This window comes from Pseudomonas sp. AL03, assembly GCF_029960815.1.
Lineage (GTDB): Bacteria > Pseudomonadota > Gammaproteobacteria > Pseudomonadales > Pseudomonadaceae > Aquipseudomonas.
Window position 1 is genome coordinate 20,998 of record NZ_JASBRE010000016.1, and the last position, 25,450, is coordinate 46,447.

Consider the following 25,450-nt stretch of genomic DNA (forward strand, 5'->3'; position numbering starts at 1 on the left):
CACCTGATCAAGCCTGCTTTACCGGCTTGATCAGGCTCTGCGCGGGTATCCCGAATAGATCGTGAAGTTTCCAGATCATAGGAAGCGTCAATGCACGTTTGCCATTGAGCACTTCATACACTCGGTTTGTGCGACCAATGGCGGGTGCGAGGTCTGCAGCAGACAGGCCGGACTGCTCCATACGAAACTTAATCGCATCGATTGGATTGGGCAGGTCCACGGGAAATCGCTTCGATTCATAGGCTTCGATCAGCGTGATCATAATGTCGAAGTAATCACCCTCGGGGGTGCCAGGCTCTGGTTCGTTGTCGAACAACGCTGACATGTTTTTGAGGGCTGCACGGTAGTCCTCGTCGGTGTGAATGGGGCGAATGTCCATGGGTTACTCCATCTCGACGGTATCAGCGTCGACCGTGTCGTACTGCTTGTGAGTGCCGACAAATTTTATGTACACGGCGCCGAAGCGATAGGCCACAGCGACTACCAACCGAAAGTCATTGCCCTTGATGTTGAACACGACTCTGCGGCTTTTGAGAATACTGGCGGTAGCAAAGTGCGCCTTTATGTCCGTTGGCGCTTTCCACTCAGCATTTTTTGCCTCATCAATCCAGGCCAGAAAGGATTGTTCCGAGTCTGGGTATTTCTCCCAAAACCTTTTCAGCTGACTGATAGCGATGATTCTCATGGAGTGATCCTAGTCCCGTCGTGGGACTGATGCAAGTCTGTGGTGGCGCATCCGATGTGCGGAGGTGCAAGTTCGACTTCTGTAATCAAGCACTGCCGACAGCTGATTTGATGAGCTGGGGCAGACGCGGAACTGGGAAAAACTGATCTTCAAACTCTATCCAAGAAGCAGTCATCTGTGGGTAGGAAAAGGCGGCGCAAGATGGCCGATCAGTATTCGTTACCTATAAAAAAAGGCCTACCTCCCGGTAAGCCCTTGCTCATTCCTGCGTACGATTCAATCCCCCAACGCTGCTCCCTCACGCCGCGGGTCGGCCCCTCCCGCCAACGACGTTCTCCCCTGAGCATCCTTCACCCGAACAATCGCCTGGATCCCGCTGGTCATGTCGATCTCGTTGACGCTGTGCCCTTTGTCCTTCAGTGCCTGAATCAGCGCCGGGCTGAACTGCCCCTGTTCCAGTTCTGTCGGGCCGTTGCGGCTGCCGAAGTTGGGCAGGCTGATGGCGGCTTGTGGGTCGAGGTTCCAGTCGAGCAGGCCGATGGCGGATTTGGCGACGTATTCGATGATCTGCGAGCCGCCGGGCGAGCCGACGCTGGCGAGGAATTCGCCGCTCTGGCGGTCGAAAATCAGGGTCGGTGCCATGGATGAGCGTGGGCGCTTTCCGGGTTCGACGCGGTTGGCAACCTTCTGGCCATTCTCCTCGGGGATGAACGAGAAGTCGGTCATCTGGTTGTTGAGCAGGAAGCCCTGGACCATCAGGTGCGAGCCGAACGCGGCTTCCACGGTGGTGGTCATCGACACGGCGCCGCCTTCGTCATCCACCGCCACCACTTGCGAGGTGGAGATGCGCAGTGGCGAGCGATCCGGCGCGTAGGCGACCTGAATGCCAGGCGGGGTGCCGGGTTTGGCGGTGCCCATGCTGCGATCCCCGATCAGCGCGGCGCGGCTGGCCAGGTAAGTCGGGTCCACCAGACCTTTGACGGGGACGGGTACGAAGTCGGCGTCGGCCACGTACAGCGCGCGGTCGGCGTAGGCCAGGCGCTCGGCCTCGGAGATCAGGTGCACGGCTTCAGGCGTCGGTTCAATACCCGCAGGTTTGTTTGTCTTGACCGGCTTTAGTGGCGCTAGGGCAAAACGCGGGTCACGGGATTCCAGAGCCTGCAAGGTGCCGAGGATCTGCGCCACGGCGATCCCGCCCGAAGACGGTGGCGGCATGCCGCAGACCTGCCAGCGTTTGTAGTCGGTGCACAGCGGCGCGCGCTCCTTGGCGCTGTAGCCGTTGAGGTCGTTCAGCGACAGGCTGCCGGGGTTGGCGTGGCCCTGAACCTTGGCGACGATCTCTTGTGCGATGGGGCCTTTGTACAACGCATCCGGTCCTTCCTTGGCGATGCGTTTGAACACAGCGGCCAGTGCCGGGTTTTTCAGGGCCGTGCCGACGGCTTTCGGGCTGCCATCGGCATTCAAGAAGTAGCCCGCCATGTCCGGCGAGCGTCGAATGGACGAGTCCGAGGCGATCAACTGGTGAAGGCGTGGCGAGATGGCGAAACCTTGCTCCGCGAGTTTGATGGCCGGTTCGAACAGCTGCGCCCACGGCAGGTGACCGTGTTTCTGATGGGCCAACTCAAGTGCCCGCAACACGCCCGGTGTCCCCACCGAACGGCCGCCAATCTGCGCCTGGGTGAAGGGCATCGGTTTGCCGTCGGCTTGCAGGAAAAGCTTCTCGGTGGCACCGGCCGGAGCGGTTTCGCGACCGTCATAAGTGCGCACGGCCTTGCCATCCCACAGCACGATCAACGCGCCACCGCCAATGCCCGAGGATTGCGGCTCGACCAGCGTCAGCACGGCCTGCATCGCAATCGCGGCATCGATTGCCGAACCGCCCTGACGCAACATCTCCCGTCCGGCCTCGGCCGCCAGCGGATTGGCCGCGGCCGCCATGTGTTTTGAGGCGTATTGGGTCTGCAGATCGGCGCGATAACCCGAAGCGATTTCCGGCGCAACAGGCAACGTCGAAGTGGTCGGGGCGCTACAGGCTGCGAGGGTTAAAGCAGCAGCGATCAGCGAAAGGGCTGACAGGCGATAGTGGCTCAAGTGGAAGGCTGAGAACACGTGGGGGGCACTCCGTCCGTGGGAAAGATCAGGGGACTTTATCGGCCGACAGGGAGCGACGCAAACCAAGGCCTACAGCAAAGACACTTTCGTCCTTCATGAAGTGGAGGATTTTCTGTAGGGTCGAGGCAACAGACTGGCCAGAAGATCAACAAGAGGCAGACATGCAGACCGAGTTCCCCACACAGCCAAGTTACCGCACTCAGCGTGATCAATTCCTGGCCGCTGCGACCGCGGCCGGTGCGGCGCTGACCGAGTACCCGCATCCACTCAACGGGCCGTTCGGTGAGTCACTGAGCACCGATGTGGCGGTGCTTGGTGATCCGGGCGCGAAGCGTTTGCTAATTGCGCTGAGCGGCACTCACGGCGTTGAAGGCTTCTATGGTTCGGGATGTCAGATCAAGTGGTTGCAGGCGTTGGGCAAGCGTTCGTTGCCGGCCGATGTCGCGGTGGTGATGATCCACCTGATCAATCCCTGGGGCACTGCGTGGCTGCGTCGAGTCAACGAAGACAACATCGACCTGAATCGCAATCACCTGAACTTCGACCACGCATTGCCGGATAACCAAGCCTATGCAGCGCTGCATGAAATCTATGCGTGCACGGAGTTGCAAGGCCCTGAGCGTGATCGCGCCGATGCGTTGCTCAATGCGCAGATCGGCGAACACGGCTGGCCAGCGGTGATGTCGATTGTCGAGGGCGGCCAGCACTGTCATCCCGATGGTTTGTTTTACGGCGGACGGGCACCGAGCTGGTCGAACCGTACGTTGCATCAGATCCTTCAAAAGCATGTCTCCCATGCCGAAGTGGCCATGTGTTTCGACTTGCACACCGGCGCCGGAGAGTATGGTCATCCGATGTTGCTGACCATTACCGAGGCTGCCTATCCGGCGCTTGCGGATGCGCAGGCCATTTACGGCCCGTGGCTCTACACGCTGCTGACCGGCGCCGACACGCTGAGCGAAACCGGTGTTGCGGCCACCGCCACCGGCTACACCTCGCAGGCGTTGATCAATGCGCTGCCGCACGTACGGTTGATGCCGTTTGTGATTGAGTGCGGGACGTATCCCGGCGCCGAGGTTCATCGTCACTTGCGCGACGATCACTGGCTGCACCTGCACGGCAATCCAAATGATGGCGTGGGGCGCGCGATAAAACTGAATCTGCTTGAGCAGTTCTATCCCGCTGACAGCGACTGGCAGGCGATGGTCTGGCTGCGTACCTGGCAGATATGGGAGCGGGCGTTGTCAGCGTTGCCGGCGATTTGTTCCTGATGCGACTTATTGGGTGGCTCGGCGCGCTGTTTATGCGGGGCACTTTTTTCGAGGCATAAAAAAACGGCCTACCTTTCGGTAAGCCGTTTTTAGTACTTGGTGGCTACACAGGGACTTGAACCCCGGACCCCAGCATTATGAATGCTATGCTCTAACCAACTGAGCTATGTAGCCAAGTGGCGCGCATTATTGGCTCGTAACGATGATGTGTCAAGCGTAAATCTAAAATATTTCTCTACGCTTTCAACCGCTTATCCACCTGAGCCGAAAAAACGCGCCAGGGGAGGGCGTCAACTGAGCTGAAATCTCCCGGTATTGGCACTCAAGGCCTTGCTGCCTTGACTCAAGGTGTCCGCCGCCAGGTTCACCGCCCGCGCGCCTTCGAGCAAGCGTACCGCCGCCTGATCGACTTGCTGGATGTTGCCGCTGACTTCGTCGGCGGTGGTCGCTTGCTCGTCGACCGCTGTGGCGATCTGCGCCAGCGTGTCGGTAACGCTTTGCACGGCATCGGCAATTTCCCCCAACCGTTCGCCCAGGCCAGTGACGGCTTCAGCGTCGGATTGAGCCTGACCGCAGGCGGCTTCCATCAAGCTTACCGCTTCGTTCACTGTGTTGCGCAAGCTGTCGACTGTGCCGGCAATCTGCGCGGTGGAGGACTGGGTGCGTTGTGACAGGCTGCGCACTTCGTCGGCCACCACCGCAAAACCGCGACCTTGCTCACCCGCGCGAGCGGCCTCGATGGCGGCGTTAAGTGCCAACAGATTCGTCTGCTCGGCAACCCCGCGAATGGTGTCCACCACCAATTGAATCTGCTGCCCCTGCTCACTGACCCGACCCAGTGCTGCGGCGGTGTCGTTCAAGCGCTGATTGAGTTGCTGAATGCTTGCCGTCGTGCGCTGGCTGTCACGGCTGCTGTCGGCGGCGATGCGCTGGGTGTGCTGAGCGCTGCCGGAGGCCTGCTCGCAACTCTGGGCAACCCCTTGCGAGGTGGCGGCCAATTGTGTGGCGGCCGCGGCGATCTGGCTGATCTGCAACTGCTGAGCTTCGACTTCCCCCAAGGCACCGCTGGAGTGATGGTTGAGGGTGCGCACCGCGTTGCTCAGCTGCAAGGTTTCATGATCGACCCCCAGCAGACTATTGCGCAGCTGCACTACCGCAACATTGAGGGCGGTGCTGATGGCGGCCAGTTCGTCGCGGCCCTGCACCGGTACTTGAAGGCTCAGATTGCCGTCACGCAAGGCTTCGGCCAGCAGGGTGATGCCGCTGGCGCTGCGACGGATCGAGGCCTGCAAGCAGATGAACAGGTACAGCGCGGCCAAGAGCAGACAGCCAAAAATTGTCGCGACGAGGATGAACTGGCGAATGGCCGAACCGTGGTAGTAATCCAGACGCTGATCCAGCGACACCAGCGACTGCTGACGCAACGAAGCGAAATCGGAGAGCAGGGCGTCGAGATTGCGTTCGAACTCTTCCGGCTTGAGCTTGATGCTGCCGCCGAACACGCCGTCATCGAGGGCTTTCAACGCGGCGTCCAGGTGCTTGAGGCTGTCATGGTATTGCCCGGACCAGGCTTGCAACGCGCTGGGCAGCCGCGCCTCCAGCAGGCTCGCGGTTTTGACAAGCTGCTCCCTGGCATCGCCGATGCGGCTGCGCAAGTCGCGCAATTGCAGACGGCGTTGCAGAGTGAACTGTCCAGACACCACTGATGCCTGACCGACGCTGGCAAGGCGGCCGACTCGTTCAATCAGGTCGGGTGCGTGCTGCGTGGAAATCTGGGTCAGCAGATAAGTTTCCAGCCACGGCGCGAGGGTCAGGCGAGTATCCATGGCGATCTGCTCGCGCAAGGCTTGCAGGGCACTTAAGGCATTGGTGAACCGATCGTAACCGTCCGGCCACCAACCGACGCTGCTCAGGCTTTTCGAGTCCAGGCCGTTGAGGGTGGTTTGCAGGGTTTGATAACGGGCCAGGGTTTCGCCCTCGGCGCCTTCGGTTTGCAGCGCGTTGCCGAGGTCCGAGGTGGCTTGGGCGAGGGCTGGCTGAACCGCATCGAACGCGGCCATCGCCGCGATAGTCGCTGGCGTCGGCTGGCGATTGGTTTCTGTGGCGCGCCAGCGAGCCGCGCGGTCACGCTGGGCGGCGAGCAGGTTATCGAGAGCATCCAGGGCAAGCAGTTGCCGAACCCCGGCACGTTCGCCGGAGATCAGGTTCAGTTTGTCGCGATAGTCCTGACCGATCATCCACAGACTGCCCGTCAGCGGCAGGATAAACAGCAGGAACAACAGCTGAAATTTGCGTGCGAAGCCAAAACGCCCCAGCAACCCGATCCCCGGTGATAAAAAAGCCTGCATGCCCCAAAACTCCTCTGGACACCACGCACCATCGGCGTGCGTCGAGACCGTTGCGGCCGCGACGTGTGCCCTTATAAAAGGCCTCGAAAGTTCACCCTCGTCAGCTCTGTAGGCCGACTCTGTGGCGAAACTTCCCATTCTCGGTCCCCTTTGTAAGGGGCCGCGGTGAAGCGGATTACAGAGGCAAGATTCAGACCATGGCGTTGCGCTATCACCTTTTGAGCGATGAAAGCCGAGGTCGTTAGCAGGCTAAGGGGATGGCGCTGATGCACTGAAAAATGGCACATTGACGCACCTGCCTGTGTGCACCCATCTGTTGTACGGAAACTCTTATGGCTATCAGCAATGCCCGGACTGGCACAGTGCCGGCATCCGCGACTTCACAAAGCAGCCCTTTGGTCATGCGCATTATTGGCGCGGTGGCGCTGGCGCATTTGATCAACGACCTGATCCAGTCGGTGCTGCCGTCGATCTATCCGATGCTCAAGGCCAACTATGGCCTGACCTTCACCCAGGTTGGCTTGATCACTTTGACGTTCCAGCTGACGGCTTCGCTGTTGCAGCCGTGGGTGGGTTATCACACCGATCGGCACCCTAAACCCTGGCTACTACCGGCCGGGACAGTCTGCACGTTGATCGGCATTCTGATGATGTCAGTGGTGGGCAGCTTTCCGATGATACTGCTGGCGGCCGGGTTGATCGGTATCGGCTCCTCGACCTTTCACCCGGAAGCTTCTCGCGTGGCGCGGCTGGCTTCGGGTGGGCGCTTCGGGTTGGCGCAATCGACCTTTCAGGTCGGTGGTAATGCGGGCTCGGCCTTTGGGCCGTTGCTCGCCGCAGCGATTGTCATTCCTTACGGTCAGGGCCATGTGGCCTGGTTCAGTTTGTTCGCCGTGTTTGCGCTGTTCGTGCTCTATCGGATTAGCCGTTGGTACGCCCACCACTTGAGCCTGTTCAAGCTTAAGCAAGGTCAGGCGGCGACTCACGGCTTATCGAAACGTCGGGTGATCAGTGCGTTGGTGGTGCTCGGATTGCTGGTGTTCTCCAAGTATTTCTACATGGCCAGTTTTACCAGTTACTTCACGTTCTACCTGATCGAGAAATTCGACCTGTCGGTGGCCAGTTCGCAGCTGCACCTGTTCCTGTTTCTCGGAGCGGTGGCGGCGGGGACTTTCTTCGGTGGACCGATTGGCGACAAGATCGGGCGCAAGGCGGTGATCTGGTTCTCGATTCTCGGCGTCGCACCGTTCACCCTGTTGCTGCCCCACGTGGACCTGTTCTGGACCAGTGTGTTGAGCGTGGTGATCGGTTTCATTCTGGCCTCGGCGTTCTCTGCCATTGTGGTCTACGCCCAGGAACTGGTGCCGGGTAACGTCGGGATGATTGCCGGGGTGTTCTTTGGCCTGATGTTCGGCTTCGGCGGGATTGGCGCAGCGTTGCTCGGGCATCTGGCGGATATCCACGGTATCGAATACGTGTACTTCCTGTGTTCGTTCTTGCCGTTGTTCGGGGTGTTGGCGATCTTCTTGCCACGGACCAAAAAAGTCTGACCCGGACCGACCGGTATAGAAACGAGTAATGTTGAAACGGGCGTCAACAGCCGTGATGCCCTATGCGCAAATCACTGGGTTACAGGCTCAGGAACTGCTGTTGCGGAAACTGCCGGGTGTGATGCCGACTACTTTTTTGAAGGCTCGGGTCATGTGGCTTTGATCGAAGAAGCCGCAAGTGAATGACGCTTCTGCGAGACTGGACCCGGTGCGCAGCAGTTTTTGGACCTGGGCGATTCTTTTCTGGATTTGAAAGCTGTGGGGGGAGACGCCAACGCTTTTTTTGAACACCCGGATCAGGTAAAGAGGGTCAAGGTTCACCAATTGCGCCAGTTCATCCAGAGACAGATGTTTGTCGAACTCGTCTTCGAGCTTCCTCTTGATCTTTTGCACTGCGTGCTGCTCAGCCGCACTGACTGGTTCGATGGGCGCTCCGCTGCGCTCGAAGACCTGCGTCACCAGATCCAGCAGGATAGTTTCCCGTTCAAGGCTGGAGGGGGATTTTTCAATGATTTGATGTTGATGCAGAAAGGTCCGGGCGAAGTCGGGGGCCTGGCTCAGAGCTGTTTGAAAAAGATGAATATGATCGTCTGAAAAACGCCCTTGGAACACCATCCGATTGACCCATTCGGGGTCGATATAGAGCATTCGATACATCCAGCCCTCATCATGGCCTGGCAAGCCGTCGTGGATCTCCCCGGGGGTAATGGTGACCACACTGCCAGCGACCCCCATGTAGTAACTGCCGCGATAAAAAAGTTTTTCGACACCGCTACTTATAACGCCGATAGCGTATCGGTCATGTGAATGTCGGCCGAAAGATTGAGTGCTGTAACGCGCAGATAGCAACTCACAGTCGCCTTCGGGTATACGCCAGAATTGAACAAAGTCCTTGTCTTTTTGAGGGGCTTTGTTGCGGCGATTCTCGTCCATGAATTGTCCAGTTTTGTGCAATACGTATGAAAAAAAGGCCGCTAAATTTAGCACCTATTTCATAACACAAGCTAGGGGATGCGATGTCTACAAAACTGGTAGTTGGGGATTTTAATAAGTCTTCATGGTCCTTTCGTGCGTGGCTGGTGCTTGTGACAGCGGATGTCGCATTTGAAACCCTTCAGATCAAACTGGAACAAAGCGACACCCGCCAGCGCATTCTGGAGCACTCGCCTTCCGGCAAGGTGCCGGCGCTGCTGCTTGATGATGTCGTCATCAACGACAGCCTGGCCATCAGCGAATACATTGCCGGCACATATCCGGCCGCCAACCTTTGGCCTCAAGATTCACGGGTCAAGGCCCTGGCACGAGCCGCTGCGGCAGAGATGCACTCCGGTTTCACCCACCTGCGCACGCAGATGTCGTTTGGCCTGAACACCGGTGACATCCCAGAAAGCCTAACCGCCGAGACCCGAGAGGAAATCATGCGGGTATTCGCTATCTGGAATCAGCTCCGTGAGGTGAGTGGTTCAACACAGTTCCTCTGCGGTGACTTCGGCATTGTTGATGCGATGTTTGTTCCAGTGGTGTTCCGCTTCCGTCGTTATGGTATTGCCATCCCTGCACAACTGCAGGGCTATGTCGAAAACATTCTGGGTTATGCACCGGTACAACAATGGTTGAAGTTGGCCGCGCAAGAAGTTTAAAGAGCTGTGTTGCTGATAACTACTAAAGCCAATTAAAAATTAGTTGTTTTTTTGACTCGTGGCAGAAAAGACCTTTGGTGCTTTTCTGCTTTGTCGAGTCTGATATTTGTTGCAAGGTGGGGAGAAGTTATGAGCGTTCATAAAGTTAATGCCAGGGATTCGGGACGTGACGGACAAGTCTATGATGTAATCGGAATAGGTTTCGGGCCGGCTAATATCGCATTGGCCATTGCTTTGGAAGAATTGGAGTTTGCCGGGACGCGACTATTTCTTGAGCGCCATTCCAGTACGAAATGGCAACCGGAGATGATGCTGTCGGGCAGCGATATTCAGAATCATCCGAGCCGCGACCTGGTGACCCCGCGCAACCCTCGTAGCCGCTACACCTTCACCAATTTCCTGTTCGAAAATGATCGGCTTTTTGAGCACCTAAACCTAGGTCTGGAGTTTCCCCTACGCAGCGAATTCGCGGAGTACGTGCGCTGGGTTGCGGGTTTCTTTGCCAAGGATGTGGCTTACAGCCAGGCGGTGACGACCATTCAGGTGGACCCTTTAAGCAACCTGTATTGCGTGACTACTCAGGCCGGAAATCAGTTTTTTGCCCGTTCGCTGGTGCTCGCACCGGGTCGTACGCCGGTGATCCCGCAAGTGTTCGCAGACTGCGCCCCGGATCAGGTTTTCCATCTGACCCAGTACCTCGGGCGTTTGGCACAACTGGCCCAACAGCGCGAGCTGAAAAGGGTCGCGGTGGTCGGCGGCAGTCAGAGTGCGATCGAGATCATGCTGCACCTGCGCCATAGCTACCCGCAACTGGAAATCATCAACGTGCAGCGCGGCTATGGTTTCCGCCTCAAGGACACCAGCCAGTTCAGCGAGCACGTGTACTTTCCGTCCTTTGTCGACGAGTACTACAACAGCTCCGCCGAGGCGAAAAAGAACATCAACCGCCACCTGCATTACACCAACTATTCCGCTGCCGACGCCGACGTGATCGCAGAGTTGTATGTGGGGATGTATGAAGACAAGTTGCAGGGTAAAAACAGGATTACGATCAAGAACTTCAGCGAAATCCAGCATTGCACACCCACGGCGCAGGGCTATTCGTTGACGGTACTCGACACTCAAGGCCAAACCGCCGAACAACTGCCTGACCTCGACGCTGTCGTGCTAGCCACGGGGTTCCGCAACCTGGGCACGGGCGCACAGGACGAGCGTTTCCCAATCATTCTGCAAGACCTTGCCGAAAGCCTGGACTGTGATGCCCAGGGCGTGATTCGCATCGGTCGCGATTATCGCCTGTCTGCGCGCAAGGGTTGCAGCTTGCCAGCCCTTTACCTCAATGGCTTGTGCGAGTCGTCCCACGGCTACGGCGATGCCGGCTCCTTCAGCCTGTTGTCTTTGCGTGCCCGAGATATTTTCAGTTCGTTGAGCGAGCAACTGGGGCTGGAAGAGGGCGCAGAAAAAATAGCCTGAGTCGCGATTGAATCGAACGCTGAACCTCGACCCCCTTACATGAGTAGGCAGTAAATGGAAATTTCAGGAATGGATGAGTTGGGTATATTCGCTGAGGTCGAGTCCCAGGCGCGCAGTTATTGCCGCAGTTTTCCGGTGGTCTTCGACCAGGCTCAAGGCAGCTATCTGTATGACCTCAAGGGGCAGGCGTACATCGACTTTCTAAGTTGCGCCGGCTCAGTCAACTACGGCCACAACCCCAAGCCGGTCAAGGCCGCGGTGATTGACTACTTGCAGCGTGACGGGATTCAGGCTGCACTGGATATGCACAGCCGGGCCAAGCAGGAATTCATCTTCAACTTCCGTAAGATCATCCTCGAACCGCGAGCGCTGTCTTACAAGATGCAGTTCACGTCGCCCACCGGCACCAGCGTGGTGGAATCGGCGATCAAACTGGCTCGCAAGGTTACCGGACGGCAGCATATCGTGGCCTTCACCAATGGCTTTCACGGCATGTCCAATACCTCCCTGGGCTTGACCGGCAACCGCGACAATCGCCAGCCCAGCGTCGACCCTCATGTGATTCGCATGCCCTACGACGGTTACCTGAAGGGGCTGGACTCCGTCGAGTACTTCGAGCGGTTGTTGAACGACAACAGTTCGGGCATGGATATACCGGCTGCGGTCATCCTGGAAACCATCCAGGGCGAAGGCGGGATCAACGTAGCGTCCGCTGACTGGTTGGTGCGGTTGCGCAAGCTGACTGCGGAGCACGACATCCTGTTGATTATTGATGATATCCAGGCCGGTTGTGGTCGCACGGGGACCTTCTTCAGTTTTGAACCATCCGGCATCACGCCAGATATGGTCTGCCTGTCGAAGTCCCTCAGTGGTTACGGCTTGCCGTTCGCACTGTTGCTGCATCGCCCGGAGTTGGACCAGTGGGCGCCAGGCGAAGACAACGGCACATTCCGCGGTAACACGCTGGCCTTTGTTGCGGCGACCAAGACGCTGCAGGAATTCTGGTGCGACGATCGTTTGGTCAAACACATCCAGGCTAATGAAGCGTTGCTCAAAACCTGGCTCGGCGTAGTGACCGAACGCTTCGCTGTGCACATTAAGCAAGTGCGTGGCCGCGGACTGTTTTATGGCATCGAGTTCCACGATGCCTCACTGGCTGCCGCGGTCATGCGTGCCTGCTTTGCACGTCGTTTGATCATTGAGCGCTGCGGTCCTGGAGATCAGGTGCTCAAGCTGATGCCGGCTCTGACTATCGACACCCAAACCCTGGAGGCGGGTCTGGAAAGTATTTTCGAAGCTATGCACCAGGTGCTGGAACAAGCCACGTTAAGCGAACCGGACAGTGACACGGATACTCTGGTCTTTATCAATGAGGTTTCTCATGTCGACTAATAACAATCGGGCAATCATTGAATTGACCATCGGTGGACTGATGCTCAGTCTGTCTGCTCTAGCCGTCGCTTTCGCCCATATCGGCGCGGGTGGCGCAGGGTTCTATCGGATGGTGTTCGCCTCGATCCTGTTCTTCCTGCTGCTCAAGGTGCGCAAAACACCGGTGCTGCTCAAAAGCGCAAAGGCGCAGCTTTACACCGCGTTGGCTGGGGTATTTTTGGCCATTGACCTGGTGCTCTGGCACCAGAGCATCTATATCGTCGGCCCAGGCATCGGGTCGATCCTGACCAACTGTCAGGTGTTCTTCATGACCCTACTGGGGTTGTACCTGTTGAAGGAAAAACCTTCGATCTACTTCCTGGTATCCATTACTTTGGCGTTTGTTGGGCTCTATCTGTTGTTGCTACCCGAGATGACCAGTGCGGTAGGGATCAAGGGCGTGGTGTATGGCGTGCTGTCGGGGCTGGCGTATGCCATCTGCGTGTACTTCCTGAAGATCAACACCCAGTTGCCTGACGGCGGGGGTGACAAGATCGCACAGATGCTCAATTTGAGTCTTTGGGCGGCACTGGTTCTGCTGACATACGCGCTGGCAACTGGGGAAAGCTTGGCCATCGTGGATGGGCAAACCTTGCTGATGCTGATCATATACGGGGTACTGGTGCAGTTTGTCGGCTGGTTGCTGGTCAACCGTTCGATCGGAGCCATCAGCCTGGGGTTGGCCGGACTGATCCTGTTACTGGAGCCGGTGATCACGTATTTCATTGATGTCACCTTTCTCGGCAAGGCCAGCTCCACGCTGCAGATTTGCGGCGCGCTGGTGACTATCTTTGCGGTTTACATCGGCTCAATCAAGCCGCCGGAGAAAGCGCACCCTTTACCCGAAGCGACCTGACAGAAGGTGTATCACGGCGGTATCGTGAACGACAGGCTGCCGTGACCCTGGCCAATACGTTACGCGCAGGCCCGCAAGGTCTGCATGTAGTCGAGGAGGATGGTGATCCCAAGACGCAAAAATCCCCGTATCAGCGAGTGATTACGGGGATTTTGTGTCTATCGAGATCCGTGTAAATCCACGGTCACCGTTACACGTTGAAACGGAAGTGCATCACATCGCCATCTTTAACGATGTAGTCCTTGCCTTCCAGACGCCATTTGCCGGCTTCTTTGGTGCCGGCCTCGCCCTTGTACTGGATGAAGTCGTCGTAGGCGATGACTTCGGCGCGGATGAAGCCTTTTTCGAAGTCGGTGTGGATCACACCCGCGGCTTGTGGTGCGGTGGCACCGACGCGGACTGTCCAGGCGCGGACTTCTTCGACACCGGCGGTGAAGTAGGTCTGCAGGTGCAGCATCTCGTAGCCAGCGCGGATCACGCGGTTCAGGCCAGGTTCTTCTAGTCCTAAGGCTTCGAGGAACATGTCTTTCTCTTCGCCGTCATCCAGTTCGGCGATTTCGGCTTCGATCTTGTTGCAGACCGGAACCACCATGGCGCCTTCTTCTTCGGCAATGGCCTTGACGATGTCCAGCAGCGGGTTGTTCTCGAAACCGTCTTCAGCGACGTTGGCGATGTACATGACCGGCTTGGTGGTCAACAGGTGGAAGCCACGAATCACCGCTTTCTCGTCGGCATTCATGGTTTTCATCAGGGTGCGCGCAGGCTTGCCGAGGGTGAAGTGAGCGATCAATTGCTCCAGCAGGCCTTTCTGGACTACTGCCTCCTTGTCACCGCCCTTGGCGTTGCGAGCGACTTTCTGCAGTTGCTTCTCGCAGCTGTCGAGGTCGGCGAAGATCAGTTCCAGGTCGATGATTTCGATGTCGCGTTTCGGGTCGACGCTGTTGGAGACGTGAATCACGTTCTCGTCTTCGAAGCAGCGGACCACGTGCGCGATGGCATCGGTTTCACGGATGTTGGCGAGGAACTTGTTGCCCAGGCCTTCACCTTTCGAGGCGCCAGCCACCAAGCCTGCGATGTCGACGAATTCCATGGTGGTCGGCAGGACGCGTTTGGGATTGACGATGGCCGCCAGGGCTTCCAGACGGCTGTCCGGCATCGGCACGATACCGGTGTTCGGTTCGATGGTGCAGAAGGGGAAGTTCTCGGCCGCGATCCCGGATTTGGTCAGGGCGTTGAACAGGGTGGACTTGCCGACGTTAGGCAGGCCGACGATGCCGCAATTGAATCCCATGGTGTTTCCCCTTGGATAAGAGTCAGGCCTTCTGGCTGTGCAGGTTTTTCATCGCGCGGTTCCATTCGCCGGCGAGGATATCCGGCAGCACGCCGAGGGCAAAGTCGATGCTGGCATCGAGTTTTTCCTGTTCGGCGCGTGGCGCACGACCCAGGACGAAATTTGAAACCATACTGGCAACGCCCGGGTGGCCAATGCCAAGCCGCAAGCGGTGAAAGGTATTCTGATTGCCCAGTTGCGCAATAATGTCGCGCAACCCGTTGTGACCGCCATGGCCGCCGCCCTGTTTGAGCTTGGCAACGCCGGGTGGCAGGTCGAGTTCGTCGTGCGCCACGAGGATTTCTTCAGGCGTGATGCGGAAGAAACCAGCGAGTGCCGCTACGGCCTGGCCGCTGCGGTTCATGTACGTGGTGGGAATCAATAAACGAACATCCTGACCCTGATGCGAATAGCGCCCGGTCAGGCCGAAATATTTGCGATCCGCCACAAGGTTTACGCCTTGCGCGTTCGCGATGCGCTCAACAAAAAGGGCCCCTGCGTTATGCCGGGTCTGTTCGTATTCAGCGCCTGGATTTCCCAGGCCAACGATCAGTTTGATGGCAGTCACGATAGGGGCCCTTCCTTGGAGTGGTGGATAACATCGCCGCCTTCAGGGAGTGCGGCGAAAGTGGACGACAAGTGCTCATTTACCATTATGTAAACTCCGCGTTCTCGCCCGCTTTCTCGCTACGCTCTAGTCCGCGATGTTTCCGCTCACTCCGGCGAACAGAGTGAAATTACTCTGCTGCGCCTTCTTCAGTAGCTTCTGGAGCAACACGTGGAGCGTGAACGTTGGCAACAGCCTTGTCATCACCGTGTGCCAGAGCAACAAACTCAACGCCTTTAGGGGCTTTGAGGTCGGACAGGTGAATGATCGAGCCGATTTCGGCGTTAGCCAGGTCGACTTCGATGAATTCAGGCAGGTCTTTTGGCAGGCAGGTCACTTCGATTTCAGCAACAACGTGCGAAATTTCGCCGCCTTTCTTGATCGGAGCTTCTTCACCAACAAAGTGTACAGGCACGGTAGCGGTCAGTTTCTGGCCAGCTACAACGCGTACGAAGTCAGCGTGCATCACGTGGCCTTTGGCCGGGTGACGCTGCAGAGCTTTGATGATTACATTTTGCTTGGTGCCGCCAACGTTCAGCTCGATGATGTGGCTGTAAGCCGCTTCGTTTTCGAGCAGTTTGGCAACTTCTTTAGCCAGCATGCTGATGGATTCAGGGGCTTTTTCGCCACCGTAAACTACAGCAGGTACCAGGCTTGCGAGACGACGCAGGCGGCGGCTCGCACCTTTCCCCAGGTCGGAACGCACTTCAGCATTCAGAGTAAAATCGTTCATGTTGTATCTCCAAAATAACCACATTCGCCCCAGCGTTTGCGACCAGCGCTAAAGGCGATATGGGCAAAAAAGCCCCGCCCCGACAGGAATGCCGGGGCGGGGCGCTTTTCGTCAACGAAATGTTCGAGAAGGGCAGGGCCCTTAACGGAACATCGCGCTGATCGATTCTTCATTGCTGATGCGGCGAACCGCTTCAGCAACTACCGGCGCGATATCCAGTTGACGGATACGCGAACAGGCTTGAGCAGCGGCGGACAACGGGATGGTGTTAGTCACCACCAGTTCGTCCAGCATGGAATTTTCAATGTTTTCGATCGCCCGACCGGACAGCACCGGGTGTGTGCAGTAGGCGAAAACCTTGGCAGCGCCATGCTCTTTCAGGGCCTTGGCCGCGTGGCACAGAGTGCCGGCGGTATCGACCATGTCATCGACCAGAATACAGGTACGCCCTTCGACATCACCGATGATATGCATCACTTCAGAGTGATTGGCTTTCTCACGGCGTTTGTCGATGATCCCGAGATCCACGCCCAGGGATTTGGCAACAGCACGTGCACGCACGACGCCGCCAATGTCCGGGGACACGATCATCAGGTTTTCGAAGCGCTGATCTTCAATGTCATCCACCAATACCGGGGAGCCGTAGATGTTATCTACCGGAATATCGAAGAAGCCCTGGATTTGGTCAGCATGCAGATCAACCGTGAGAACACGGTCGATGCCGACTACGGTAAGCATGTCAGCTACGACTTTCGCGCTGATAGCCACACGTGCGGAACGCGGACGGCGATCCTGACGGGCATAACCAAAGTAAGGAATTACAGCAGTGATACGAGTAGCCGAGGAGCGGCGGAAGGCATCAGCCATCACTACCAGTTCCATCAGGTTATCGTTGGTCGGAGCGCAAGTCGGCTGAATAATGAAGACATCTTTACCGCGGACGTTTTCATTGATCTCGGCAGTAATTTCGCCGTCGGAGAACTTGCCGACAGAGATGTCACCGAGAGGGATATGCAGCTGACGTACAACACGCCGAGCCAGATCGGGGTTAGCGTTCCCCGTAAAGACCATCATCTTGGACACGCGCAGTACCTGAAGGCTGAGGGTAACCTGGATGAGTATTGGAAAATGGCAGGGGCGGCTGGATTCGAACCAACGCATGGCAGGATCAAAACCTGCTGCCTTACCGCTTGGCGACGCCCCTGTATCTGTTGCAACGATTACCCAGTAATCGGTTCCTTTAGAGCAGACTTTGCAGCTTGCGATGCAACATCGAAACGTTGCTTCCCTTTGCTACAAACCCTGTAAGGGTCTCTGTAAGAAGGGCCGAGACTTTATCAGCTTCAGCTTTGCTTGGGAAGCCCCCAAACACACAACTTCCAGTTCCGGTGAGTTTTGCTTCGGTAAATTTACCTAACAAATTCAATGCGTTACGTACATCTGGATAACGCCTTGCTACCACCGGTAAGCAGTCATTTCGACTGTTTCCCTTGGGAACGGGGCGCACTTTAATGGGAGAAGAGTTACGTGTCAACAACGGATCTGAAAAAATTTCTGCTGTACTTACAGAGACTTGCGGCACAAGCACGAGATACCACGGCTCGGCGGGGTAAACAGGGGTCAGTTTCTCCCCCACGCCCTCGGCGAAAGCCGCGTGCCCACGCACGAAAACCGGGACGTCCGCGCCAAGCGTCAGGCCCAGCACGGCCAGCCGATCCTCATCCCAACCCAGTTGCCAGAGATGATTGAGGCCCAGCAAAGTGGTCGCGGCATTTGAGCTGCCACCACCGATGCCACCGCCCATGGGCAGGATTTTTTCGATCCAGATATCAATCCCGAGCGAACAACCGGATTGTTCCTGAAGTTTTTTTGCGGCCTTGACGATTAAATTACTGTCATGAGGAACGCCATCGAATTCAGTGTGCAACCGAATCACACCGTCATCACGAACGGCGAACGTGATTTCATCGCCGTAATCGAGAAACTGAAAAATAGTCTGCAGCTCGTGGTACCCGTCTTCGCGGCGACCGAGGATGTGCAGCATCAGATTGAGTTTGGCCGGGGAGGGCAGCGTCAAGCGAGTAGCCGTCATGTTCACTGCCCCAGTTTGCGAGGTTGCCATTCCTTGATCACCAGCGTGACGTCAAGGTCGGTGCCGTGCAGTTTGATCCGCTCGGGCAGCCAAAAGCCGTTTTGCTCGGCATAGCTGAGGTATTCGACTTGCCAGCCATCCTGCTCCAGATTGGCCAGCCGGCTGTCGGCATCGAGCGTCAGACGGCTTTTGCTGTCCGGCGCCGGGAGCCCGCGAACCCACCAGGCCAGATTGGAGACCGGCAACTTCCAGCCCAATTGTTCCTCGACCAGCACTTCAGGCGTCGGCGCTTCATAGCGGCCCTGGTTGGCGACTTCCAGTGAGACTTTGCCGGGGCGACCGGTCAAGCGTGCTGCGCCGCGACCCAGGGGGCCGGAGAGGCGAATGTCGTAGTAATCCTGACGCTGCAGCCAGAACAACGTGCCGCTGCCCGAGTCTTTCGGGGCGCGAATGCCGATCTTGCCGTTGATCTGCCAGCCGTCGAGACGGGTCAGTTGCTGTTTGTACTCGCGCCATTGGGCCGGGTTGCCTTGGCCCTGGACCGATTCGCGGGCACCGAAGCCTGCGCAACCGGCGAGCAGGGCGATAAAGCTGAAAACAATGAGGTGGCGCAAAAACATAATCTTAAAGAGTCTCTGATCCGGTCAGGCGCTTGATGGTGCTGCGCAGGATAGGGCTGTCGGGTTGATCCTTGAGGAACTTGCCCCAGATTTGCTTGGCTTCGCGTTGCTTGCCGTTGGCCCACAGGACCTCACCCAGATGAGCGGCGACTTCCTGATCGGGAAAGCGCTCCAGGGCCTGGCGCAAGTAACGTTCGGCCTCATCGAGGTTGCCCAGGCGGAAATTCACCCAGCCGAGGCTGTCGAGAACCGCCGGGTCTTCCGGATTGATCTGGTGCGCCTGTTCGATCAAGGTCTTGGCTTCGGCGTAGCGCGTCGTACGATCGGACAGGGTGTAACCGAGGGCGTTCAACGCCATCGCGTTGTCCGGGTCGCGCTTGATGATCAGCCGCAGGTCTTTTTCCATCTGCGCCAGGTCATTGCGTTTTTCCGCTTGCATGGCGCGGGTGTACAGCAGATTCAGATCATCCGGGTACTTCTGCAAGGCTTGCTGCAATACATTCCAGGCCTTGTCGGGCTGTTTATTGGCGGACAAGGTTTCGGCTTCGATCAAATACAACTGAATCGCGTAATCGGGCTGCTCGTCGCGCTCCGTCACCAGACGGCTTTGGGCCTCGGCGGTCTTGCCGTTGTTCATCAAAATATCGGCCTGACGCAATTGCGCCGGCAGGTAATCATTGCCCGGGCCGACCTGGGCGTACTCGATCAGCGCGCCTTGGGGGTCGTTGCGTTCTTCAGCGATACGACCGAGGTTCAGGTGCGCCGAATCGACGTGGCTTTCACGGGCGATCAGGTCTTCCAGATAGCCCTTGGCCTCATCCCAGGCCTTGGCTTCCAGGCAGACCAGCGCCAGGGAGTAACGCAGATCGTCGTCTTCCGGGTATTGCTGTACCAGGCTCGAGAACTCGACTTTGGCATCGTCCATGCGATCCTGTTCAACCAGCATGCGCGCGTAAGTCAGGCGCAAGCGTTTGTCGTCCGGGTACTTCTTGATGCTTTTTTGCAGCAGCGGCAAGGCTTCATCGCCACGATCGAGCGTTTGCAGCAGGCGCGCGCGCAGCAGGATCGGTGCGATTTCGCCGTCATCCGGTGGATTGTCTTCCAGCAGGCCCAGCGCACCCTTGGCGTCACCGTCCTGTTGCAGTAGCAAGGCTTTGCCGAAAATCAGTTGGCTGTTGTTTGGATGGCGCTGCAATAAGCGATCAAAACTTTTCATCAAGCCGTTGCGCGTGTCCTGGTCGGTATCGGCCGCAGACAGGGCGAGGAAGTCGAAATGCGTGTCGCCCTTGCCTTGCAGGACTTTCTCCATATAGACCATGGAGTCGTCATAACGCCCGGCGCGAGCCAGTTGCACGGCAGCAGCTCGTTGCGCCTCGAGGTCGTCCGGGGCGTTTTTCGCCCAGATCAGCGCGGTATCCAGGGCGGCCTGATCGGCGCCCAGGTACTCGGCGATGCGGAATGCCCGTTCGGAGATGCCCGGATCCTGGGTATTAACGGCCTGGGTGACGTAGTTGTCCAGGGCAATGTCAAAACGATTGCGCTGGCCAGCCAGTTCGGCGCTCAGCAGGCTGAAGACGGTTTCTTCACTAAATGAGCTGTAAACCTTGGGCTTTTCAGGGGCCGGAGTGCTGTCTTCGACCGGCGGCGTACCGTCCGACGAAACGGGTGCCAAGGCCTGGCAGCCGCTGAGGAAGACAAAAGCGAGGAGCAACGCGGAAGATCTATTCATATAGGAAAAGGACGACTAACCTGCGGTCGGATCATCATGACACAAGCCTTCGGCCAAACATAACCGAGTCTCAGTGATGCCTTTATAGAGGCAGGTCATTGGGGCAATAGTCAGCAGTAGTTGTTCTGGCTCTGTCGAAGTAGGACAATTGTCGGCTTCACGTCACCATCAGCGACTATGAATGGCCTTCCTTGCACTCGGTATTAACCACAAGACTGCTTCAGTAGACGTCCGCGAGCGCGTGGCCTTTACCCCTGAGCAGCTGGTGGAGGCCTTGCAGCAGCTCTGCCGACTCACCGACAGCCGCGAAGCTGCGATCCTCTCCACCTGCAATCGCAGTGAACTCTATATAGAACAGGATCACCTTTCGGCGGACGTCATCCTGCGCTGGCTGGCCGATTATCACCATTTGAGCCTCGAGGAGCTGCGCGCGAGCGCTTATGTGCACGAAGATGATGCGGCAGTTCGTCACATGATGCGGGTGGCCTCCGGGCTCGATTCGCTGGTGTTGGGCGAACCGCAGATTCTCGGTCAGATGAAATCGGCTTACGCCGTGGCCCGCGAAGCCGGCACCATCGGTCCGTTGCTCGGGCGGTTGTTCCAGGCGACGTTCAACGCGGCCAAACAGGTGCGCACCGACACCGCCATCGGCGAGAACCCGGTCTCCGTGGCGTTTGCCGCGGTCAGCCTGGCGAAACAGATTTTCAGTGATCTGCAACGCAGTCAGGCCTTGCTGATCGGCGCCGGTGAGACCATCACCCTGGTCGCCCGCCATCTGCACGAATTGGGTGTGAAGCGCATCGTGGTCGCCAACCGCACCCTGGAGCGCGCGAGCATTCTGGCCGAGCAGTTCGGCGCCCATGCGGTGTTGCTCTCGGAAATCCCGGCCGAGCTTGTGCGCAGCGACATCGTTATCAGTTCCACCGCCAGCCAGTTGCCGATCCTTGGCAAGGGCGCGGTGGAAAGCGCCTTGAAACTGCGCAAGCACAAGCCGATCTTCATGGTAGACATCGCCGTCCCTCGGGATATCGAGCCGGAAGTCGGCGAACTGGACGACGTTTACCTGTATAGCGTCGACGATCTCCACGAAGTGGTCGCCGAGAACCTCAAGAGCCGCCAGGGCGCAGCCCAAGCGGCAGAAGAGATGGTCTCGGTCGGTGCCGAAGATTTCATGGTCCGCCTGCGTGAACTGGCGGCGGTGGATGTGCTCAAGGCCTATCGCCAACAAAGCGAGCGCATGCGCGACGAAGAATTGCAGAAGGCCCAGCGCATGCTGGCCAACGGCAGCAGCGCCGAAGACGTGCTGGTGCAACTGGCGCGGGGCCTGACTAACAAACTCTTGCACGCACCGAGCGTGCAGTTGAAAAAGCTCTCTGCCGAAGGCCGCCTCGATGCGCTGGCCATGGCCCAGGAACTCTTTGCCCTTAATGAGGGCTCATCGGATAGCTTTTCGGATAAGAAACCGCAATGAAAGCGTCACTGCTCAATAAGCTGGACATCCTCCAGGACCGTTTCGAGGAATTGACCGCCTTGCTTGGCGACGGCGAAGTCATTTCCGATCAGAACAAATTCCGCACCTATTCCAAGGAATACGCGGAAGTCGAGCCGATTGTCGATGCCTATAAACAGTTGCTCAAAGTGCAAAGCGACCTTGACGGCGCCCAGGCGCTGCTCAAGGACAGCGACCCGGACATGCGCGAAATGGCCGTGGAAGAAGTCCGCGAAGCCAAAGAGCAACTGATCGACATCGAAGCCAGCCTGCAACGCATGCTGCTGCCCAAGGATCCGAATGACGGGCGTAACGTGTTCCTCGAAATTCGCGCCGGCACCGGCGGTGACGAGGCGGCGATTTTCTCCGGCGACCTGTTCCGCATGTATTCGCGTTACGCCGAGCGTCGCGGTTGGCGGGTGGAGATCCTCTCGGAGAACATCGGCGAGCACGGCGGCTATAAAGAAGTCATCGCCCGAGTCGAAGGCGACAGCGTCTACGGCAAGTTGAAATTCGAATCCGGTGCGCATCGCGTGCAACGGGTTCCGGCCACTGAGTCCCAGGGTCGCATCCACACCTCGGCCTGCACTGTGGCGGTGTTGCCCGAGCCGGACGAACAGGAAGCGATCGAGATCAACCCCTCGGATTTGCGCATCGATACCTACAAATCCTCCGGTGCCGGTGGTCAGCACGTTAACAAAACGGACTCGGCGATCCGCATTACTCACCTGCCGTCCGGTATTGTCGTCGAGTGCCAGGAAGAACGTTCCCAGCACAAGAACCGCGCCCGGGCGATGTCCTGGCTGTCGGCCAAGCTCAATGACCAGCAGACCAGCGCCGCCGCCAATGCCATCGCCAGCGAGCGTAAATTGCTGGTGGGGTCGGGCGATCGCTCCGAGCGGATCCGCACCTACAACTTTGCCCAGGGCCGGGTCACCGATCACCGGGTCAACCTGACGCTGTATTCCCTCGACGAAATCCTCGCGGGTGGTGTCGACGCGGTGATCGAGCCGTTGCTGGCCGAATACCAGGCTGACCAATTGGCAGCGATAGGTGAGTAAATGACGATCATTGCCAGTTTGTTACGCGCCGCCGACCTGCCGGATTCGCCCTCCGCGCGCCTGGATGCCGAATTGTTGCTCGCCGCAGCGTTGGGCAAGTCCCGCAGTTTTCTGCACACCTGGCCCGAGCGCATCGTTCCGAGCGAAGCGGCGCTGAAGTTTGCCGAGTACCTGCAACGCCGTCGTGGCGGTGAGCCGGTGGCCTACATCCTCGGCCAGCAAGGTTTCTGGAAGCTCGATCTGGAAGTTGCGCCACACACGCTAATCCCGCGCCCGGACACCGAGCTGTTGGTGGAAGCGGCGCTTGAACGCCTGCCAGCCACACCTGCCAAGGTCCTCGATCTCGGCACCGGTAGCGGCGCCATTGCCCTGGCCCTGGCGAGCGAGCGTCCGGCCTGGAAGGTTACTGCCGTGGATCGCGTGCTCGAAGCCGTGGCCCTGGCCGAGCGCAATCGCCAGCGCTTGCACCTGAACAACGCCACCGTGCTGAGCAGTCATTGGTTCAGTGCCCTGGAAGGTCAGCGTTTTCAACTGATCATCAGCAACCCGCCTTACATCGCATCCGCCGACCCGCATCTGGTGGAAGGCGATGTGCGCTTCGAACCGGCCAGTGCCTTGGTGGCCGGCGTCGACGGGCTCGACGATCTGCGTCTGATCGTCGCCCAGGCGCCGGATTACCTTGAAACGGGCGGTTGGCTGATGCTCGAACACGGTTACGATCAAGCCCATGCAGTACGCGATTTGCTACTGATCCGCGGCTTTGAAGACGTCCACAGCCGCACCGATCTGGGCGGGCACGAACGTATCAGCCTGGGGCGCCTGCCGTGCTGAATGATCAGGAATTGTTGCGCTACAGTCGGCAGATTCTATTGCAGCACGTCGACATCGACGGCCAGTTGCGACTGAAAGAAAGCCGCGTGTTAATCGTCGGTCTCGGCGGTCTCGGCTCACCGGTTGCGCTGTACCTGGCAGCTGCTGGCGTCGGCGAGTTGCATTTGGCGGACTTCGACACCGTCGACCTGACCAATTTGCAACGCCAGATTGTTCACGACACCGACAGCGTCGGCCTGAGCAAGGTCGATTCGGCCATTCGCCGACTGAACGCGATCAATCCCGAGATTCAGTTGATCGCCCATCGCACCGCGCTGGACGAAGATTCCCTGGCCGCCGCCGTGGCCACGGTGGATCTGGTGCTGGACTGTTCCGATAATTTCTCCACCCGCGAAGCGGTCAACGCTGCGTGTGTCGCCGCCCGCAAACCTCTGGTCAGTGGCGCTGCGATTCGGCTGGAAGGGCAGTTGTCGGTGTTCGACCTGCGTCGTCCGGAGAGTCCGTGCTATCACTGTTTGTATGGTCACGGCAGCGAAGCCGAATTGACGTGCAGCGAAGCCGGCGTCGTGGGGCCTTTGGTTGGGCTGGTCGGCAGCCTCCAGGCGCTGGAAGCCATGAAATTGCTGGTCGGTTTCGGCGAGCCGCTGGTGGGGCGTCTGTTGTTGATCGATGCCTTGGGCTCGCGCTTTCGCGAATTACGGGTCAAGCGTGATCCAGGCTGCAGCGTCTGTGGTTCGAAGCATGCGTGAAGCGCCGATTGGCGTGTTCGACTCCGGCGTTGGTGGGCTTTCGGTGCTGGCCGAGATCCAGCGTTTGCTGCCCGACGAGTCACTGTTGTACGTCGCCGATTGCGGGAATATTCCCTATGGCGAGAAAACCCCGGAATTCATCCGTCATCGTTGCAGTGTGATGGCCGGTTTTTTTCAGCAGCAAGGCGCCAAGGCTTTGGTGCTGGCCTGTAACACGGCGACTGTCGCTGGCGTTGCAGACTTGCGGCGCGATTATCCCGAGTGGCCCATCGTCGGCATGGAGCCGGCGGTCAAACCGGCCGCTGCCGCCACCCGCAGCGGAGTGGTCGGCGTACTCGCCACCACCGGCACCTTGCAAAGTGCCAAGTTCGCCGCTTTGCTCGACCGTTTCGCCGCCGATGTGCGCGTCCTCACTCAGCCGTGCCCCGGCCTGGTGGAGCTGATTGAAAACGGCGATCTGCACAGTCCTGCACTGCGCCAGTTGCTTGCCAGGTATGTCGAGCCGCTGCTCGGCGCCGGGTGCGACACAATAATTCTCGGCTGCACGCATTACCCCTTCCTAAAGCCGTTGCTTAAGCAGATGATCCCTGAAGACATCAGCCTGATCGACACCGGCGCCGCTGTAGCGCGGCAACTTCAGCGTCTGTTGGCCGAGCGTGAATTGCTCGCCGAGGGGCCTGCACGTGCCGCACAGTTCTGGACGAGTTCCGATCCGGAACATTTCAGAAATATCTTGCCGATACTGTGGAATACCGCTGGCGTTGTGCAAAGCTTTAAAGGGTAAGTTAACGCCTGGGGCAAACGAGTCATTGGGGTGAACTTCTGATTAAGCGTCGACTTCTA

General features: G+C 58.1%; 23 protein-coding genes and 2 tRNA genes. 11 read left to right on the forward strand and 14 right to left on the reverse strand.

The features are described from left to right. Window positions 1–7: 7 nt before the first annotated feature. The 3 genes from QK293_RS16455 to ggt form a co-directional block, all read right to left on the reverse strand. Entirely contained in the window at window positions 8–379 is a 372-nt protein-coding gene (locus tag QK293_RS16455) for a helix-turn-helix domain-containing protein (RefSeq protein ID WP_282378788.1), read from the reverse strand. A gap of 3 nt (window positions 380–382) precedes the next feature. Continuing rightward, complete coding sequence (locus QK293_RS16460) at window positions 383–685, reverse strand: type II toxin-antitoxin system HigB family toxin (RefSeq protein WP_282378790.1); 303 nt, start codon at window positions 683–685, stop codon at window positions 383–385. 276 nt (window positions 686–961) lie between these two features. Continuing rightward, on the reverse strand, window positions 962–2,794 hold the full coding sequence (ggt, locus tag QK293_RS16465) for a gamma-glutamyltransferase (RefSeq protein ID WP_282378792.1): 1,833 nt from the start codon (window positions 2,792–2,794) through the stop codon (window positions 962–964). A 164-nt stretch (window positions 2,795–2,958) separates the two neighbouring features. Here ggt and QK293_RS16470 point away from each other — a divergent pair, with 164 nt between their 5' ends. Continuing rightward, window positions 2,959–4,068: a DUF2817 domain-containing protein gene (locus QK293_RS16470; RefSeq protein WP_282378794.1), complete on the forward strand. Its 1,110-nt coding sequence runs from the start codon at window positions 2,959–2,961 to the stop codon at window positions 4,066–4,068. A gap of 97 nt (window positions 4,069–4,165) precedes the next feature. Here the strand turns inward: QK293_RS16470 and QK293_RS16475 are convergent. After that, a tRNA-Met gene (locus tag QK293_RS16475) sits at window positions 4,166–4,242 on the reverse strand. Between the two features lie 116 nt (window positions 4,243–4,358). After that, window positions 4,359–6,416, reverse strand: a complete 2,058-nt coding sequence (locus QK293_RS16480; RefSeq protein WP_282378796.1) for a methyl-accepting chemotaxis protein — start codon at window positions 6,414–6,416, stop codon at window positions 4,359–4,361. 332 nt (window positions 6,417–6,748) lie between these two features. Between QK293_RS16480 and QK293_RS16485 the strand changes: the two genes are divergently transcribed. Next, on the forward strand, window positions 6,749–7,966 hold the full coding sequence (locus QK293_RS16485; RefSeq protein ID WP_282378798.1) for an MFS transporter: 1,218 nt from the start codon (window positions 6,749–6,751) through the stop codon (window positions 7,964–7,966). Window positions 7,967–8,053: 87 nt separating this feature from the next. Here QK293_RS16485 and QK293_RS16490 read toward each other — a convergent pair whose 3' ends face one another. Next, entirely contained in the window at window positions 8,054–8,899 is an 846-nt protein-coding gene (locus QK293_RS16490; RefSeq protein ID WP_282378801.1) for an AraC family transcriptional regulator, read from the reverse strand. 83 nt (window positions 8,900–8,982) lie between these two features. Here QK293_RS16490 and QK293_RS16495 point away from each other — a divergent pair, with 83 nt between their 5' ends. The 4 genes from QK293_RS16495 to QK293_RS16510 all read left to right on the forward strand — a co-directional run bounded on the left by QK293_RS16495 (window position 8,983) and on the right by QK293_RS16510 (window position 13,366). Beyond that, entirely contained in the window at window positions 8,983–9,606 is a 624-nt protein-coding gene (locus QK293_RS16495) for a glutathione S-transferase family protein (protein WP_282378803.1), read from the forward strand. 129 nt (window positions 9,607–9,735) lie between these two features. Further along, entirely contained in the window at window positions 9,736–11,079 is a 1,344-nt protein-coding gene (locus QK293_RS16500) for a SidA/IucD/PvdA family monooxygenase (RefSeq protein ID WP_282378806.1), read from the forward strand. A 69-nt stretch (window positions 11,080–11,148) separates the two neighbouring features. After that, window positions 11,149–12,471 (forward strand): diaminobutyrate--2-oxoglutarate transaminase, encoded by a 1,323-nt coding sequence (gene ectB, locus QK293_RS16505; protein ID WP_282378808.1) that lies wholly within the window; start codon window positions 11,149–11,151, stop codon window positions 12,469–12,471. After that, window positions 12,461–13,366: a DMT family transporter gene (locus QK293_RS16510; RefSeq protein WP_282378810.1), complete on the forward strand. Its 906-nt coding sequence runs from the start codon at window positions 12,461–12,463 to the stop codon at window positions 13,364–13,366. Before ectB ends, QK293_RS16510 begins: the two co-directional genes overlap by 11 nt. Before the next feature lie 190 nt (window positions 13,367–13,556). Here QK293_RS16510 and ychF read toward each other — a convergent pair whose 3' ends face one another. The 8 genes from ychF to QK293_RS16550 all read right to left on the reverse strand — a co-directional run bounded on the left by ychF (window position 13,557) and on the right by QK293_RS16550 (window position 20,477). Then, window positions 13,557–14,657 carry a redox-regulated ATPase YchF gene (ychF, locus tag QK293_RS16515; protein ID WP_282378813.1) on the reverse strand — a complete coding sequence of 367 codons (1,101 nt, stop codon included), beginning with the start codon at window positions 14,655–14,657 and terminating at the stop codon, window positions 13,557–13,559. A gap of 22 nt (window positions 14,658–14,679) precedes the next feature. Next, the gene (pth, locus tag QK293_RS16520; protein WP_008153430.1) at window positions 14,680–15,264 is read right to left on the reverse strand and encodes an aminoacyl-tRNA hydrolase; all 585 of its coding nucleotides are present in this window, start codon (window positions 15,262–15,264) and stop codon (window positions 14,680–14,682) included. Window positions 15,265–15,433: 169 nt separating this feature from the next. Next, window positions 15,434–16,036 carry a 50S ribosomal protein L25/general stress protein Ctc gene (locus QK293_RS16525; protein WP_282379058.1) on the reverse strand — a complete coding sequence of 201 codons (603 nt, stop codon included), beginning with the start codon at window positions 16,034–16,036 and terminating at the stop codon, window positions 15,434–15,436. A 141-nt stretch (window positions 16,037–16,177) separates the two neighbouring features. Continuing rightward, a complete protein-coding gene (locus tag QK293_RS16530) occupies window positions 16,178–17,119 on the reverse strand; it encodes a ribose-phosphate pyrophosphokinase (protein ID WP_003208392.1) in 942 nt (313 codons plus the stop codon). Between the two features lie 46 nt (window positions 17,120–17,165). Next, window positions 17,166–17,240, reverse strand: a tRNA-Gln gene (locus QK293_RS16535). Between the two features lie 36 nt (window positions 17,241–17,276). Then, entirely contained in the window at window positions 17,277–18,128 is an 852-nt protein-coding gene (ispE, locus tag QK293_RS16540; protein ID WP_282379062.1) for a 4-(cytidine 5'-diphospho)-2-C-methyl-D-erythritol kinase, read from the reverse strand. Between the two features lie 2 nt (window positions 18,129–18,130). Further along, complete coding sequence (gene lolB, locus QK293_RS16545; RefSeq protein ID WP_282378817.1) at window positions 18,131–18,748, reverse strand: lipoprotein insertase outer membrane protein LolB; 618 nt, start codon at window positions 18,746–18,748, stop codon at window positions 18,131–18,133. A gap of 4 nt (window positions 18,749–18,752) precedes the next feature. After that, the gene (locus tag QK293_RS16550) at window positions 18,753–20,477 is read right to left on the reverse strand and encodes a tetratricopeptide repeat protein (RefSeq protein WP_282378819.1); all 1,725 of its coding nucleotides are present in this window, start codon (window positions 20,475–20,477) and stop codon (window positions 18,753–18,755) included. Window positions 20,478–20,658: 181 nt separating this feature from the next. On the opposite strand from QK293_RS16550, the gene hemA reads away from it, so the two are divergent. From hemA to murI, 5 genes are read left to right on the forward strand one after another with little or no spacing between them, the layout of a single operon-like run. Then, entirely contained in the window at window positions 20,659–21,948 is a 1,290-nt protein-coding gene (gene hemA / locus QK293_RS16555; protein ID WP_282378822.1) for a glutamyl-tRNA reductase, read from the forward strand. Continuing rightward, on the forward strand, window positions 21,945–23,027 hold the full coding sequence (prfA, locus tag QK293_RS16560; RefSeq protein WP_282378826.1) for a peptide chain release factor 1: 1,083 nt from the start codon (window positions 21,945–21,947) through the stop codon (window positions 23,025–23,027). The genes hemA and prfA overlap by 4 nt, the downstream gene beginning before the upstream one ends. Beyond that, the gene (prmC, locus tag QK293_RS16565; protein WP_282378828.1) at window positions 23,028–23,858 is read left to right on the forward strand and encodes a peptide chain release factor N(5)-glutamine methyltransferase; all 831 of its coding nucleotides are present in this window, start codon (window positions 23,028–23,030) and stop codon (window positions 23,856–23,858) included. It begins immediately after the preceding gene. After that, a complete protein-coding gene (locus tag QK293_RS16570; RefSeq protein WP_282378831.1) occupies window positions 23,852–24,607 on the forward strand; it encodes a molybdopterin-synthase adenylyltransferase MoeB in 756 nt (251 codons plus the stop codon). Before prmC ends, QK293_RS16570 begins: the two co-directional genes overlap by 7 nt. Then, on the forward strand, window positions 24,600–25,391 hold the full coding sequence (gene murI / locus QK293_RS16575; RefSeq protein WP_282378834.1) for a glutamate racemase: 792 nt from the start codon (window positions 24,600–24,602) through the stop codon (window positions 25,389–25,391). The genes QK293_RS16570 and murI overlap by 8 nt, the downstream gene beginning before the upstream one ends. The last annotated feature ends 59 nt before the right edge of the window (window positions 25,392–25,450 follow it).